Annotated in this window: 18 protein-coding genes and 1 tRNA gene; 14 read left to right on the top strand and 5 right to left on the bottom strand. The window is 60.7% G+C overall.

Annotated elements, in window-relative coordinates:
- The first annotated feature begins 78 nt into the window (after positions 1-78).
- The 3 genes from V7651_RS05840 to V7651_RS05830 all read left to right on the top strand — a co-directional run bounded on the left by V7651_RS05840 (position 79) and on the right by V7651_RS05830 (position 3,691).
- A complete protein-coding gene (locus V7651_RS05840; protein WP_035538216.1) occupies positions 79-426 on the top strand; it encodes a DUF3088 family protein in 348 nt (115 codons plus the stop codon).
- A gap of 63 nt (positions 427-489) precedes the next feature.
- Positions 490-1,428 (top strand): NAD(P)H-dependent flavin oxidoreductase, encoded by a 939-nt coding sequence (locus V7651_RS05835; RefSeq protein WP_335612554.1) that lies wholly within the window; start codon positions 490-492, stop codon positions 1,426-1,428.
- Between the two features lie 70 nt (positions 1,429-1,498).
- On the top strand, positions 1,499-3,691 hold the full coding sequence (locus V7651_RS05830) for a M3 family metallopeptidase (protein WP_335612553.1): 2,193 nt from the start codon (positions 1,499-1,501) through the stop codon (positions 3,689-3,691).
- A gap of 75 nt (positions 3,692-3,766) precedes the next feature.
- Here V7651_RS05830 and V7651_RS05825 read toward each other — a convergent pair whose 3' ends face one another.
- From V7651_RS05825 to pspF, 3 genes are all read right to left on the bottom strand, one after another.
- Positions 3,767-4,237, bottom strand: coding sequence for a PTS sugar transporter subunit IIA (locus V7651_RS05825; RefSeq protein WP_035538210.1), 471 nt, complete (start codon positions 4,235-4,237; stop codon positions 3,767-3,769).
- A 24-nt stretch (positions 4,238-4,261) separates the two neighbouring features.
- Entirely contained in the window at positions 4,262-4,864 is a 603-nt protein-coding gene (gene hpf, locus V7651_RS05820) for a ribosome hibernation-promoting factor, HPF/YfiA family (RefSeq protein ID WP_335591175.1), read from the bottom strand.
- Positions 4,865-4,977: 113 nt separating this feature from the next.
- Entirely contained in the window at positions 4,978-6,024 is a 1,047-nt protein-coding gene (gene pspF, locus V7651_RS05815; protein ID WP_335612552.1) for a phage shock protein operon transcriptional activator, read from the bottom strand.
- 209 nt (positions 6,025-6,233) lie between these two features.
- Here pspF and V7651_RS05810 point away from each other — a divergent pair, with 209 nt between their 5' ends.
- The 5 genes from V7651_RS05810 (at position 6,234) to V7651_RS05790 (ending at position 8,140) form a co-directional block, all read left to right on the top strand.
- Positions 6,234-6,365, top strand: a complete 132-nt coding sequence (locus V7651_RS05810; protein WP_277812974.1) for a hypothetical protein — start codon at positions 6,234-6,236, stop codon at positions 6,363-6,365.
- 32 nt (positions 6,366-6,397) lie between these two features.
- A complete protein-coding gene (gene pspA / locus V7651_RS05805; protein ID WP_335591177.1) occupies positions 6,398-7,084 on the top strand; it encodes a phage shock protein PspA in 687 nt (228 codons plus the stop codon).
- Positions 7,085-7,186: 102 nt separating this feature from the next.
- A complete protein-coding gene (gene pspB, locus V7651_RS05800; RefSeq protein ID WP_335591178.1) occupies positions 7,187-7,450 on the top strand; it encodes an envelope stress response membrane protein PspB in 264 nt (87 codons plus the stop codon).
- A 13-nt stretch (positions 7,451-7,463) separates the two neighbouring features.
- Entirely contained in the window at positions 7,464-7,895 is a 432-nt protein-coding gene (gene pspC, locus V7651_RS05795) for an envelope stress response membrane protein PspC (protein WP_335591179.1), read from the top strand.
- Positions 7,896-7,951: 56 nt separating this feature from the next.
- Positions 7,952-8,140 carry a hypothetical protein gene (locus V7651_RS05790; RefSeq protein WP_335612551.1) on the top strand — a complete coding sequence of 63 codons (189 nt, stop codon included), beginning with the start codon at positions 7,952-7,954 and terminating at the stop codon, positions 8,138-8,140.
- Here the strand turns inward: V7651_RS05790 and mnmC are convergent.
- Both mnmC and V7651_RS05780 read right to left on the bottom strand, forming a co-directional pair.
- Positions 8,137-10,011 (bottom strand): bifunctional tRNA (5-methylaminomethyl-2-thiouridine)(34)-methyltransferase MnmC2/FAD-dependent 5-carboxymethylaminomethyl-2-thiouridine(34) oxidoreductase MnmC1, encoded by a 1,875-nt coding sequence (gene mnmC / locus V7651_RS05785; RefSeq protein WP_335612550.1) that lies wholly within the window; start codon positions 10,009-10,011, stop codon positions 8,137-8,139. The two genes, V7651_RS05790 and mnmC, sit on opposite strands and share 4 nt — an antisense overlap.
- A gap of 90 nt (positions 10,012-10,101) precedes the next feature.
- Positions 10,102-10,494 (bottom strand): hypothetical protein, encoded by a 393-nt coding sequence (locus tag V7651_RS05780; RefSeq protein ID WP_335612549.1) that lies wholly within the window; start codon positions 10,492-10,494, stop codon positions 10,102-10,104.
- A gap of 131 nt (positions 10,495-10,625) precedes the next feature.
- On the opposite strand from V7651_RS05780, the gene V7651_RS05775 reads away from it, so the two are divergent.
- The 6 genes from V7651_RS05775 to V7651_RS05750 all read left to right on the top strand — a co-directional run bounded on the left by V7651_RS05775 (position 10,626) and on the right by V7651_RS05750 (position 12,829).
- Positions 10,626-10,799 (top strand): CsbD family protein, encoded by a 174-nt coding sequence (locus tag V7651_RS05775; RefSeq protein ID WP_084146251.1) that lies wholly within the window; start codon positions 10,626-10,628, stop codon positions 10,797-10,799.
- 116 nt (positions 10,800-10,915) lie between these two features.
- The gene (locus V7651_RS05770) at positions 10,916-11,203 is read left to right on the top strand and encodes a GNAT family N-acetyltransferase (RefSeq protein ID WP_335612548.1); all 288 of its coding nucleotides are present in this window, start codon (positions 10,916-10,918) and stop codon (positions 11,201-11,203) included.
- Entirely contained in the window at positions 11,200-11,481 is a 282-nt protein-coding gene (locus tag V7651_RS05765) for a GNAT family N-acetyltransferase (protein ID WP_335612547.1), read from the top strand. The genes V7651_RS05770 and V7651_RS05765 overlap by 4 nt, the downstream gene beginning before the upstream one ends.
- Positions 11,460-11,924 carry a YcgN family cysteine cluster protein gene (locus V7651_RS05760; protein WP_335612546.1) on the top strand — a complete coding sequence of 155 codons (465 nt, stop codon included), beginning with the start codon at positions 11,460-11,462 and terminating at the stop codon, positions 11,922-11,924. The genes V7651_RS05765 and V7651_RS05760 overlap by 22 nt, the downstream gene beginning before the upstream one ends.
- A gap of 294 nt (positions 11,925-12,218) precedes the next feature.
- Positions 12,219-12,647: a hypothetical protein gene (locus V7651_RS05755; RefSeq protein WP_335612545.1), complete on the top strand. Its 429-nt coding sequence runs from the start codon at positions 12,219-12,221 to the stop codon at positions 12,645-12,647.
- A gap of 104 nt (positions 12,648-12,751) precedes the next feature.
- Positions 12,752-12,829 (top strand) — tRNA-OTHER (locus tag V7651_RS05750).
- Position 12,830: the final 1 nt, after the last annotated feature.

Below are 12,830 nucleotides of genomic sequence, written 5' to 3'. Positions count from 1 at the left end.
CAAGTGGTTCGTGTCACGCCATGACTTCGGGGCACGCTCATACTATGACCTGCAGATCATAGATGTGAGGAGTTATCGATGCCGAAGGATGTCCTGTTCCTGTTACCGCCGGGATTTGAGGATAAGGGGCGCCGCGAGTTCTGCCCGGAATGCGCCGAGATATGGGGCGTGCTCAGCTATTTCCCCGCCATCCGCGATGCGCTAGACATTGTGCATGTGGGGCTTGAGCATCCACGCTCAGAGATCGTGGCCCTGATTGGTGAGGGCAATCACAACGCGCCGACGCTCGTGCTGCATCCCGACACGCAGGTGCATCCGGACCTTGATGTGCAGGAGGCCAATGGCCTGCGCTACCTGCCGAGCGCCCGCAGCATCGCGCGCCATTTTGCCCATCGCTACGGCACGCCGGTTCCACGCGGCAGCTAAGCGACTTGCGCTGCCCTTGGGGCAGGCCCGCACCAAACAGGAAAACAAAGGCAGGAGACGTTCATGACAAGCAAGCCCGTAAAGACCCGCATCACCGAAATGCTGGGCATCGAAAAGCCGATCATTCAGGCCGCCATGGGCTGGATCGCCCGCTCGCATCTTTCGTCAGCCGTCTCCAATGCCGGGGGCATGGGCATTATCGAAACCTCGTCCGGCGAACTGGACGCTGTGCGTGAGGAAATCCTCAAGATGCGCGACCTGACCGACAAGCCGTTCGGCGTGAATGTGGCGCAGGCCTTTGTGCGCGACCCGAACATTGTCGACTTCATCATCAATCAGGGCATCAAGTTCGTCACGACATCGGCGGGTGACCCGATGAAATATACGAGCATGCTCAAAGAGGCAGGCCTGACCGTTTTCCACGTCGTGCCTAGCCTGCAAGGCGCGCTGCGCGCCATCGAGGCGGGCGTTGACGGCCTGATCGTCGAGGGCGGCGAAGGCGGCGGCTTCAAGAACCCTAAGGATGTGGCCTCAATGGTGCTGATCCCGCAGGTATGCGAGGCGGTGGACGTGCCGGTGGTGGCCGCGGGCGGCATCATGGACGGGCGGACGATGGCGGCGGCCTTTGCGCTCGGCGCCGAAGGCGTGCTGATGGGCACGCGCATTCTCTCGTCTGCCGAAAGCCCGGTGCACCAGAACTGGAAAGACGCGATCGTTAAGGCGGAGGCCACCGATACGGTCTTCCTCAACCGCGCCGGACCCGGCCCTGCCCTGCGGGCCCTGCGCACCGAGCGCACGACACGGCTCGAAACCGAAGGCAGCCCGAACATATTCGGTGAGTTTGCCGATACGCAGGCCGTGTACTTCGGCGGCGACCTTGAAGCGGGCATTGCGCTGACGGGACAGGTGGCGGGCCGTATCCATGACGTGAAGCCGGTGGCCCAGATATTCGAGGAAACGATTGCCGAATATCACGCGACACTTTCACGCTTGGCAGTCTAAGCCGCTCAGGCAAGCTGGTTTTTGCCAGGGTTTGAAGATAAACCGGACATAACCAGTCTGAGGACACTTGATGACCCCAAAGCATATTATGCTCGGCGCAGCCGCCGCGCTAACCCTGACTCTCCCTGCCTGCGAAAAGACATCCAGCGATGAGAGCGAGGCCGTTGCACCAGCCGCACCCGCAGCCGCAGCGCTGCCGGAAATAACGGTCACGGAAGCCGAGTTGCGTGACAATCCTTTCCGCCGCGAATGGACCGCCGATTTCGGCGTGCCGCCATTTAACGACATCCGCGACACGCATTACTTGCCGGCTGTGAAGAAGGGCATTCTGGAACAGCGCGCCGAAATTGCCACGATCGTCGATAATCCTGATGCGCCCACATTCGAGAACACAATCGTGGCACTCGACCAGACCGGTGCATCGCTCGACAAGGTGATGAAGACATTCGGCAACATCACCAATACGGATACGAACGACACGCTCAGCGCGCTTGAATCGGAAATCTACCCGATGCTGACGCGGGAATCCGATGCGATCAGCTTTAACCCTGCCCTCTTCGAACGGGTGCAGGCTGTCTACGCGAAGCGCGACCGGCTCGGGCTGGACGAACAGGACGCACGCCTGCTGGAACTGACCCATCGCAGTTTCGTGCGCCAGGGCGCCGCGCTTAGCCCGGACGCGAAGGCAGAGGTGGCCGCGATCAATGCGGAACTCTCCAGCCTGACAACCGAATTCGGCAAGAACCTGCTGCTGGCAACAAAGTCGTTCAAGATTGAGGTGACCGACGAAGCATCGCTTGCCGGCCTGTCGGACGATTTCAAGAATGCCATCAAGGTGGACGGCGAGGACAAATGGATCCTGACGGTCGACCGTTCCGTCTACGAGACCTTCATGACCGAGGGCGAAAACCGTGACCTGCGCAAGCAGATGTTCGACGGCTACCGCCTGCGCGCCTCATCCGGCGAACATGACAATGGACCCATCCTGATACGGATTGCGCAGCTGCGCGCCAAACGGGCCGAGCTGATGGGATACACATCCCACGCAGCCTATCAGTTGGCGCCACGGATGGCCAAGACGCCCGAGCAGGCCGAAGCCTTCCTCGTGCGCGTACTGGAACCCGCCCTTTTCCGTGCGAAAGAAGAGCGCGCTGACATGCAGGCGTTGATCAGCGATGACTTCCAGCTGGAAGGCCAGGACTGGTGGTTCTACGCCGATAAAGTGCGCCAGGCGCGATATGCCTTCGATGGCAATGCGCTGAAGCCTTATTTTGAAATCGGCGCTGTGCGGCAGGGCGTCTTTGATGTCGCCAGCCATCTTTTCAATATCAGCTTCACACTCGTTCCGACCGACACATGGAACCCGCACGTCCAGGCGTGGGACGTGAAGGACAGTGCGACCGGCGAGCATCTTGGCCTGTTCATGGCCGACATGTATTCGCGCGACTCCAAGCGTGGCGGGGCGTGGATGAGTTCGTTCCGCAACGCATCGAATGTGGACGAGAATATTCGCCCCATCGTGGTCAACAATCTGAACATCACGCCTCCGGCCAAGGGCGAGCCGACCTTGCTCTCCTATGATGAGGTTGAGACCGTATTCCACGAGTTCGGTCACGGCTTGCACGGCATGCTGACCCAGGTAAAATATTCGACCTTTTCCGGTGTCGATGGGCCCAAGGACTATACCGAATTTCCGTCCCAGCTGCTGGAGCACTGGGCAGACGACCCGGAAGTGCTGGCCAAATATGCGAAGCACTACAAGACAGGCGAGGTCATTCCGCTCGAACTGGTCGACAAGATGAACGCCGCTGCGACCTTCAACCAGGGCTTCAAGACAACCGAGTATATCGCCGCTTCCCTGCTCGACCTGCGCTGGCATTCGCTGTCCTCCGAGGAAGCCGCAAAGATCACCGACGCGCGCGCCTTCGAGAAACAGGTTCTGGAAGACTATGGAATCCCGCCGGAAATCGAGCCGCGCTATCGCTCGCAATATTTCAGCCATATATTCGCAGGCGGATATTCGGCCGGGTATTATGGTTATCTCTGGGCAGAAATTCTCGATGCCGACGGGTTCGCTGCCTTCAAGGAGACAGGCGATATCTACAATCCGGAGCTGGCGGCCAAACTGAAGAAATGGATTTACGAGGCCGGCGGCATGCGTGAGGCCGATGACCTCTACCGCAATTTCCGCGGCTCGGACCCGACGATTGAGCCCCTCCTCAAAAATCGCGGTTTTATCGAAGACAAGCCGAGTGAAGGCTGAAGCGTCCTGCCCTCAAAAACAAAAAAAAGCCCGCTGATGTGAACCAGCGGGCTTTTTAATTTTGTGCGTCGGAAATCAGATCGAGGTTTCGACTGATTCCTTGCAGATGATGGCTTTGACATCCTCAACCGTATTGGCCTCGCGCAGCGCATCGCGAACCGCAGGCTGACGGAAAACCCGGCTCACCTGCGCAAGCGCCCGCAAATGATCGGCGCCGGCTGACAAAGGCGCCAGCAGCATGAAGATCAGGTCGCAGGGCCGGTCGTCGATGGCTTCAAAGTCCACGCCTGTCGCCAGACGCATGAAACCGCCGATCGGCGCGTCGATGCCCTCGACACGCGCGTGCGGAATGGCAACGCCTTCTCCCACACCCGTCGAGCCGAGACGTTCGCGCTCCATGACGGAATCCTCGATTTCGCGTGCGGAAATCCCCGTCACACGCCCAAGCTCTTCAGACAGGGCATGCAAGGCCTGTTTCCGGCTGGTCGCCTCGAAACAAGGAAGAATGATCCCGCCTTTGAGCAGGGAGCTGAGATCGGTTGCCATAAACGCTGCTTCCGTATGCGGGCTTCAGTTCCTGGGCGTATTGGCCGGGTCAACCCAGCCGATATGCCCATCCGGGCGGCGGTAGACCATATTCAGGCCATCATGGCCAGCATTCCTGAACATGAGCGCCGGGACCTCCTGCAGTTCCAACTGCATGACGGCTTCGGAAACGCTCATTTTACGAATGCTTACGGAGGTTTCGGCCACGGTCAGCGGAACGTCCGAGATATCTTCGATCTCGTCTTCGAAATCTTCAGTATCGGCGCCGGTTCCATTGACCTTGAACACTGCGCCCATTGCCATTTCAGCCGGAAGTGGCGCGGACGGGTTGGCGTGGTGGTCCTTCAGGCGGCGCTTGTAGCGGCGCACGCGCTTTTCCATCTTGCCGAGGCTGTCTTCCAGGGCGGCGTAAGGATCGCCTGCCTTGCCGGTCGATTGCAGCACAATGCCCGAGGGGAGGTGAACATTGCAGTCCACCTCGACGAGATGACCTTGCTGCGAGACATAGACGCTCGCCTCTCCCGTGCGATTGAAATACTTACTGACTGCCGCCTCCAGGCCGTCTTCGATGCGGCTCCTGAGAGCTTCTCCGAGATCCATATGCTTGCCAGTAATTTGTATCTGCATGGGCGGTCTCCTTTGCTATTCGAGACATGGAAGTATGGCTCAGATTTGAGTCCGACGCGAATCGATTTGGTGAAAACCCTTGCTTATCCAAGGTTAATCTTTCTCCAGCCCGTCTAAACGTCAGCGGATGTGCCTGCTTTCTTGCCATACCCATGCTTCTTCAAGAGGCCGCGAAACTGGTGATATGTGAGACTGAGGGCCTCGGCGGCCCGGCCCTGATGGCCCTGCGCACCGGCCATGGCCTCATCAATGAGGCGCAGCTCCACCTGGGCGATCTCGGCATTGAAATCGACCGGCCCATGCCGCGCGCTGACAGCCGGTTCGGCTTGAGAGGCGGCCCGAACGGCTTCTGCTTTGGGCACGGCGCCCGGCCGCCACGGCGAGGCGAAAGGGTTCAGCGCCGCCGGATCAAACCGCACGGGCTCGTTCGGCGCCTCAAGCATGGACCGATGGGCCAGGCGCTGCGCGAAATTGCGCAATTCGCGCACATTTCCGGGCCAGTCATGACTTTCGATGGCCGCCACCGCCGATGGCGCAAATCCGGGGAAATCCTGCGCCATCTCGATGGCCATACGGCGCGCAAAGAAATCGGCGAGCAGGCTTGCATCGCCCGGCCGCGCGCGCAAAGGCGGCAGCGTGATGACATCAAAGGCAAGGCGATCCAGCAGGTCGGCCCGGAATTCATTGCGTTCGGCCATGGCTGGCAGGTCCGCATTCGTCGCCGCCACAATGCGCACATTCGTGCTGAGCACGCGCGAGCCGCCGAGGCGCTGCAATTCGCCATACTCCACGATGCGCAGCAGTTTTTCCTGCACCTGCTGGCTGGCCGTCGCGATCTCGTCGAGGAAAATCGTGCCGCCATCGGCGAGTTCGAACCGGCCCTTGCGCTGTTCGGTGGCGCCGGTGAAAGCGCCGCGCTCATGCCCGAACAATTCGGAATCCAGCAATTGCTCGGAAAGTGCGGCGCAATTGACCTTGATGAAGGGCCCTTCCCAGCGCTTTGACAGGAAGTGAAGTCGCTCGCCGATCAGCTCCTTGCCGGTGCCGCGTTCGCCGATAACGAGGATCGGGCGCTCAAGCGGCGCAACGCGGGAGACATGCTCCTGCGCGCTGAGCCAGGCCGGAGCTTCGCCAATAAGCTGGGTGGTTTCGCCAATCATGAGGCGTATTTAGCCATTCTTTATTGCATAATCGACTAATTTTTTCGTCTATTTGACCGATTCGTTGTTAACGGAATGGCTCTGAAATCTTTTTTTCTTATATTTTTCAATGCACTATGAAATTAATTTTCACTTGGCACGGTCCTTGAAATGAGATTGGCACTCAGAGCGACGGGGCGTCGCATTCAACAAGAAGGACCAAGCCCAAGATGGACGACCGCAATTACCGAACAGAAGCTCGCAGCGACGCTGGCCGATTTGGCCGCTGGCTGTCGACCCGCCCTGCCGAGAGCTGGATGTTTTTCGGCATCGGCGTCTTCCTCGGCGGCCTCTTCTTCTAAATCCTCCCAGTCAAATACGAAAGGATACCCACATGGGTCTGTTCTCCCGCCTCGGTGACATCATCAACTCCAACATCAACGCGATGCTGGACGGTGCTGAAAACCCCGAAAAAATCGCCCGCCTGATCATCCAGGAAATGGAAGACACGCTGGTCGAAGTGCGCACGGCCGCTGCCCGCGCCATGGCCGACAAGAAAGAAATGGAACGCGAAGTCGTTCACTTCACGTCGGCACGTGACGAATGGGCCGCCAAGGCTGAACTCGCCATCGACAAGGGCCGTGAAGACCTTGCCCGCGGCGCGCTGATCGCCAAGCAAAAGGCCGACGGCGAAATCGTCCGCCGCAAGGCTGCCATGGACGCTGCCGAAGAAGCCTTCGAAAAGCGCCAGGAAGACCTCGGCAAGCTGCAAGCCAAGCTGGATGAAGCCAAGGCCAAGCATCGCTCGCTGATGATGCGCCGCGAAGCCGCCGAGCAACGCATCCGCGTCCGCAGCCAGGTCTATGACGGCCGGGTCGATGACGCCCTTGCCCGCTACAACACGATTGAGCGCAAGGTCGACGAAATGGAAGCCTATGCGGACACGATCAAAGGTCGCGAGCCGAGCCTCGAAGCCGAGTTCGCAGCCCTCGAGCAGAACGAGAGCGTCGAGAAGGAACTTGAAGCCCTGAAAGCCAAGCGCTCGAAGGCGTCTTCCAAGTCCTCGAAATCGGAGGCCTGATCCATGGTATTCTCACTTGTCTGCCTCTTCGGCTTCCTGACGGTGGTCTGCACGCCGGGCCTCGTTGCCCAGTACCGCGCCGAACGCCGGGAGGGCTAAGCCATGGATGAAGGCCTTATAGCCCTCGTTGCCATCCTCAGCATCTTCGTCTTCCTGCCCGGAATGCTGTTCCACTACATTTCCCAGTGGCGCCGGCAAAAGACACTCCAGCCGGACGACGAGCGGATGCTGGAAGACCTCTGGCGCTCGGCCAAGGCGATGGAACGCCGGCTCGAGACGCTGGAAGCCCTTCTGGCCCACGATGACGACGACAACAGGGAGCGCGGCCGCCCCGTGCGCCGCCCCCGCTCAACCCTCGACGACTAAAGGAACATAGCCCATGACCCGCCCTTATTCCGACCACGACTCCACCTCGGAGTACCGGTCTCCCAACCCGAAGCGCTTCTATCGCTCGCGCAATGACAAGGTGATTGCCGGTGTCTGCGGCGGCCTCGCCGAACGGTTCGGCTGGGAACCCATCCTGATACGCGTCCTCTTCGTGCTGGCAACGCTCTTCATGTTCGGCCCGCTCTCGATCATCATCTACATGACGATCTGGATCATTACGCCGCGCACCCCGCTTGGCCGCACGATCACACCTGAGGAAGACGCCTTCTGGCGCGGCGTGTCTGACCGCCCGCGCGCAACGTTCGGTCACCTGAAGTACACCTTCATGGATCTCGACGATCGCCTGCAATCCATTGAGCGCAAAGTGACCTCCGACGAATGGCGCCTGCGCAAGGAATTCCGCGACCTGGAACGCGGCAACTAGAAACCATCCCACCTGACTTGATGACTTAACCCCAAACCCGACAAAGGACCGGAACAATGAGCAAGGGGACACTGCTTTACAATAATTGGCTGCTCGGAGGCGTAGCCGTACTGATCGTCCTGGCCATCGCGGCCGTGGCCAGCCTGAATGGAGGGGTTGCGCTGGAGATGGGCGGACTGGAGATGACGCTGGCGCCGCACGAGAATGGCGGTTTGCTCCACCTCTCCTTCGTGCGAGCTGCCTAGGCGTCTCCCCGCTTCAGGGCGCGCAGGATAAGGCGCACCGGACTGACCGCCGCAAGCGCGTCAGCCGGCGTCGGGGCCGGGCCACCGAGGATCATGGCGGACAGAATACCGCCAGCCCACGGCCCCCAGGTAAACCCACGCGCGCCGAAGCCGTTCACGATAAAAATACCCGGTAAAACAGGGGCGTCCGCATTCACCGGGCGCCCTTTTTTCAGGCCGTCAAACAGGTCCAGCGCCGCGGCATGGTCCGGCACCGGGCCGACCAGCGGGAGGCGGTCGACTGTGGTGGCCCGCAGCGCAGCACGGGAGACCGGCGTGTGATCGCGGGCATCGCGTATCCACCAGGGCGAAAGGGCTTCGAGGCCTTGCGCATTCTCCGCGCGGGCCGCGTCGGATACTTCAATGATGCCGGCAGGCGCGGGCTCGAACGTGGCGCCCCAGAGGCGATCGGTTCCGTGGGCAAGGGCATAGGTGCCGCTGGTGACGGCGTCGGGCGGTGCGGCGGTGGCATCGCCTACCCATTCGACCTGTCCGAGGCGGGCAACGAGGCTCAGCCATGGGAGCTGATCTGCTGTATCCATTGCAGTTGCGAGGATGATCGCATCGAAGGCTTCGCCGTTTACGGTGCGCGCCTCCATGTCCAGATTGGCCGTCTCACCGAGGCGCAGGTTGGCACCAGCAAGCAACGCGGGGATGAGCTGGGCGGGGCGCAGGATCATGGCGCGCTTGTGCAAGAGGCCGCCATTCTGAATGGATTCAAGGTCTTCCAGCGGCAAAGGCGGGTCGGCGAGCAGCTTGGCGAAGCGGGCCAGGTCTGTGTCATCCTTGGGGAGCTGGCGGACATCGGTTTCGGTGACGCCGGGCAGGGTTTCATAGGCGCTGCGGGCGGCGAGATAGGCGTCGATCAGCAGGCGGGCCTGCACCGTATCGCCCGCATCCAGGCGTGGCATCAACAGGGCCAGCTTGTTGCCGCTGGCGCCACTGGCCACTTCGGTCTCCTTGTCGAACACGGTGACCTCAGCCCCTGCATCCACCATCGCGCGAGCGGCAGAAGCGCCCGCTATGCCCCCGCCGATGACGGCAATACGGGTATTTGCCTGACCATTCCCGGACCATTCGCGGATCGTTCCCGGGGCAATGCGGGGGTCTGGCGGGGATTCCATGGGTGTTTCGATGGTCGCTTCGAGCCGTTCGCGCTTGCGGCCATGGCCCGGCTGGCGCGTGACCTCAAAGCCGGCGCCTGCCAGCCCCCGGCGGACGGCGCCCGCGACGGTGAACGTGCCGAGGCGCGCGCCGGGCGCGGAATGGAGGGAGAGTTCGGGATAGATCCACTCGCCCCACATGTCTTCATTCTTGGCCGGGCTGAAGCCATCAAGGAACCATGCGTCGGCGCGGAAGCGGGCGGCGGGGAGGGCCTCGCGAATGTCACCCAGATGGAGCGTGAGGCTGATGCCGGCCTCCGGCCAGACCATGCGGCGCACGCCCTGGACGGGTCCCGGCCATTTGGAAATCAGGAGGGCGGCCAGCTCTTCGAGTTCCGGCCAACTGGCGAGGGCGCGGGCGGCGTCTTCGACGTGGAGCGGGAAGGCTTCGAAACTGACAAAGTGGAGGCGGGCCGTGGGCGAGGGCCGGTGCATTTCCCATAGCTGCCAGAGGGCAAGGAAATTGAGGCCGGTGCCGAAGCCTGTTTCGGCGACGGTGTAGACTTCCCTCCCCCGCCAAGCCTCCGGCAGGCCGCAACCCTGCAGGAAAACGGCGCGCGTTTCCGCCAGGCCGTCACCGGCGGTGAAGTAGACATCATCATGCGCGCGGGCGACGGGGGTGCCGTCGTCGCGCCAGTCAATCTCGGGAGGTGTGAGCAGGCGGGCCATTCAGGCTGAACTAGCGGATGCGCGGGGAGTTGCACAGCCACTGCCTCACCCGCGCCCGTCCTTCGACTTCGCTCAGGATGAGCGCTCTCGCTAGCGAAACCTGCGGGAATTGCCGATCAGGTCGCCGAGGGCCATCAGCGATGCACGGCCAACCTGCGTGACGGTCGGCTTGCGGCGGTGAACGTGGCCGACAAAGTCGCCGCAATTGGAACCGGCAAGGCGATAGGATGCGCCAAGCGCGCGGCGGGCGCGGGCCTCGACATGGAGCGGATCGGCGCCGCCTGTCTGGCCATGATGCCTGATGCGGCGGCCTGCCGAAAAGTCTTCCAGCGACTGTTCGGTGACGCCATCATGCTTGCGCGAATTCGAGATAACCGTGCCGCGCGCGGTGACCACGCCATAATGCGTCAGCACCCCGCCAAAGGGGATGGAAACGACGTCGCCGGGCTGGAAATGCCCGAATGATTTCAGGTCTTTGCTCATGGTGAAAGCCTAGCCTAATTTCATCAATCTGGCCAGAACACTGCAGCTCTCCGAGATTTAATCCAACGATTTGCCAAGTCACGCGTTGATTGAATGACCGCAATAAAGCGGCCGCAAGAAAGGACACCACTATGGATAAGGAACACATCAAGGGCGCTGCCAAAAAAGCCGAAGGTTCGGTCAAGGAAGCGACAGGCAAGGCCATGGGCGACAAGTCGCTCGAAATGAAAGGCAAAGCCGACAAGGTTGAAGGCGAAGCCCGCAAGACGGCTGGCGACGTGAAAGACGCCTTCAAGAAAAAGTAAGCCCGCACGGCGGGTTTTGAAACACCTTCCCAGGGCCGCCCTTATTGGGCGGCTTTTTCTTGCGACATGATACGCCGGAACCCCTATATTCAGGCCATTCAGAGAATGGAGCTTGCATGACCGACATTACAATCACACTCGAAGATGGCCCCACGGGCGGGCGTTATGTGGCCGTCGTGGACGGTCATGAAGCCGAAATGACTTTTTCCAAGGCCGGCACGAGCCGCATCATTATCGACCATACCGCTGTTCCGCAGGCCCTTGCCGGCAAGGGCGTTGGCATCGCGCTGGTGAAGCGCGGCGTGGAAGACGCGCGCAAGAATGGCGTGAAGATCATTCCGCTTTGCCCCTATGCCAAGGCGCAGATTGGCAAGCACCCTGAATGGCAGGACGTGCTGGCATGAGCGGCGAGACCATCACGCATGATGCCGCCGCACGCCGCTACAGCCTGGTGATCGACGGGACCGAGGCCTACCTGACCTATGAGCGCCCGGCGAAGGACCGCATGCACATCACGCACACAATCGTGCCGGACAAGATTGGCGGGCGCGGCCTTGGCAAGCGCCTTGTGACGCGCGCGATGGAAGACGCGATTGCGGCGGGCGACAAGGTGTCATCTTCCTGCTGGTATGCGACCGCGCTGATCGAGAAAAAGCCGGAATGGGCCGCGCAGCAGGCATGAGCGAGCCGTTCTGGAAAACCAAGACGCTGCACGAGATGAACCCGCAGGAGTGGGAATCGCTGTGCGACGGCTGTGGCAAATGCTGCCTGCTGAAACTGGAAGACGAGGACACGGGCGAGATCGCCTATACGAAACTGCACTGCAAGCTGCTGGACGGCACGACCTGCCAGTGCACGAACTATGTGAACCGCAAATCCATCGTCGAGGATTGCGTGAAGCTGACGCCTGCGGGCATCGAGGAAATCAACTGGATGCCGAAGACCTGCGCCTACCGGCTGGTCATGGATCGCAAGCCCTTACCCGACTGGCACCACCTGGTCTGCGGCGACCGCGAACGCGTGCACGCGACCGGCAATTCCGTGCGTGGAAAGACGGTTTCCGAAGACACCGTCTTCGAGGACGACATGGAAGACTGGATCGTGGAGTGGGACGAGGAGGCGTGAGGGCCTGTATTGGGCGCAATAGAAGACATTCGACCATTGCGGCCCCAACGGTCGATATTGGCCCCTTTCGGACATTGTCCAAGTGAGCCAACTATGGCAAGAAACTTTGAACAGGAGGCAGGCATGTCTGGAGTTTCGAGGACACTCGCGTTCTTGGTGGCGTGCCTCATTCTGACAAGCTGCGCGCCTCAGCGACCGTCAGGTGTTCCCAAAGAAGCTGAGGCTGCTTGGTCTCTCAAGGGGGATTGGACTTGGACCTGGAAACGAGCGCTGAGCTCAGGATGTGTGGCATGGATGGCAAAGGATAGCTGGGCGTCTGTCCAGCTAGTTGTCGATTCCAATTGCGAGGACAAGCGCGGCGACGGCTACCTTGATGGACGTGGCATTTCGTATTTTTCTTTCCAAGACTACCTTGTTTTCAGGGCGTGCTGGCCTTGGACGCCCCAGGATTGGTCGGACCTGATAGTGTTTGATGATGAGGGCATGATCAGTAACATACTCGAGTGCCCGCACGTTCTTTCAAAAGAGCACATCATTGAGCTTCGATTGATCGCGGCACAGGCTTTGGCCAAAGCAACGACCGATGCGGAAAAACGATTGTTGGCCCGGATCGACCAGCGTTTGGCTGCGACAGATGGGGGGGCTCTATCGAGTGGGCAGGCAGGCTGCAGAAGTTCCCGCGATAAATCGAGCGATAGTCAAGACCTCTGGACTTTGCGCTAGCTGAAAGTCACGAGCGTGCATTCTCGGCGACATTCCTCCGACAGGCCGGGCCTCCCTCGAGCGACAGCAATGGAACACCAATGCCGTTTGAGGTAGATTGGCCCGCCAACGTGGCGGAACTGGTAGACGCCGCGCTACAGCGCGCCCGGTAGCGGGTGCAGGTTCAACCCCTGTCGTTGGCAA

Source organism: Hyphomonas oceanitis (assembly GCF_036964545.1).
GTDB lineage: Bacteria > Pseudomonadota > Alphaproteobacteria > Caulobacterales > Hyphomonadaceae > Hyphomonas > Hyphomonas oceanitis.
Note: the sequence above shows the minus strand (reverse complement) of the source record. Positions and strands in the feature narration are given on the sequence as shown.

Excerpts from the sequence above, each read along its gene's own strand:
- V7651_RS05840 (WP_035538216.1), top strand. The coding sequence starts at position 79 with ATGCCGAAGGATGTCCTGTTCCTGTTACCGCCGGGATTTGAGGATAAG.
- V7651_RS05835 (WP_335612554.1), top strand. The coding sequence starts at position 490 with ATGACAAGCAAGCCCGTAAAGACCCGCATCACCGAAATGCTGGGCATC.
- V7651_RS05830 (WP_335612553.1), top strand. The coding sequence starts at position 1,499 with ATGACCCCAAAGCATATTATGCTCGGCGCAGCCGCCGCGCTAACCCTG.
- V7651_RS05825 (WP_035538210.1), bottom strand. The coding sequence starts at position 4,237 with ATGGCAACCGATCTCAGCTCCCTGCTCAAAGGCGGGATCATTCTTCCT.
- hpf (WP_335591175.1), bottom strand. The coding sequence starts at position 4,864 with ATGCAGATACAAATTACTGGCAAGCATATGGATCTCGGAGAAGCTCTC.
- pspF (WP_335612552.1), bottom strand. The coding sequence starts at position 6,024 with ATGATTGGCGAAACCACCCAGCTTATTGGCGAAGCTCCGGCCTGGCTC.
- V7651_RS05810 (WP_277812974.1), top strand. The coding sequence starts at position 6,234 with ATGGACGACCGCAATTACCGAACAGAAGCTCGCAGCGACGCTGGCCGA.
- pspA (WP_335591177.1), top strand. The coding sequence starts at position 6,398 with ATGGGTCTGTTCTCCCGCCTCGGTGACATCATCAACTCCAACATCAAC.
- pspB (WP_335591178.1), top strand. The coding sequence starts at position 7,187 with ATGGATGAAGGCCTTATAGCCCTCGTTGCCATCCTCAGCATCTTCGTC.
- pspC (WP_335591179.1), top strand. The coding sequence starts at position 7,464 with ATGACCCGCCCTTATTCCGACCACGACTCCACCTCGGAGTACCGGTCT.
- V7651_RS05790 (WP_335612551.1), top strand. The coding sequence starts at position 7,952 with ATGAGCAAGGGGACACTGCTTTACAATAATTGGCTGCTCGGAGGCGTA.
- mnmC (WP_335612550.1), bottom strand. The coding sequence starts at position 10,011 with ATGGCCCGCCTGCTCACACCTCCCGAGATTGACTGGCGCGACGACGGC.
- V7651_RS05780 (WP_335612549.1), bottom strand. The coding sequence starts at position 10,494 with ATGAGCAAAGACCTGAAATCATTCGGGCATTTCCAGCCCGGCGACGTC.
- V7651_RS05775 (WP_084146251.1), top strand. The coding sequence starts at position 10,626 with ATGGATAAGGAACACATCAAGGGCGCTGCCAAAAAAGCCGAAGGTTCG.
- V7651_RS05770 (WP_335612548.1), top strand. The coding sequence starts at position 10,916 with ATGACCGACATTACAATCACACTCGAAGATGGCCCCACGGGCGGGCGT.
- V7651_RS05765 (WP_335612547.1), top strand. The coding sequence starts at position 11,200 with ATGAGCGGCGAGACCATCACGCATGATGCCGCCGCACGCCGCTACAGC.
- V7651_RS05760 (WP_335612546.1), top strand. The coding sequence starts at position 11,460 with ATGGGCCGCGCAGCAGGCATGAGCGAGCCGTTCTGGAAAACCAAGACG.
- V7651_RS05755 (WP_335612545.1), top strand. The coding sequence starts at position 12,219 with ATGGCAAAGGATAGCTGGGCGTCTGTCCAGCTAGTTGTCGATTCCAAT.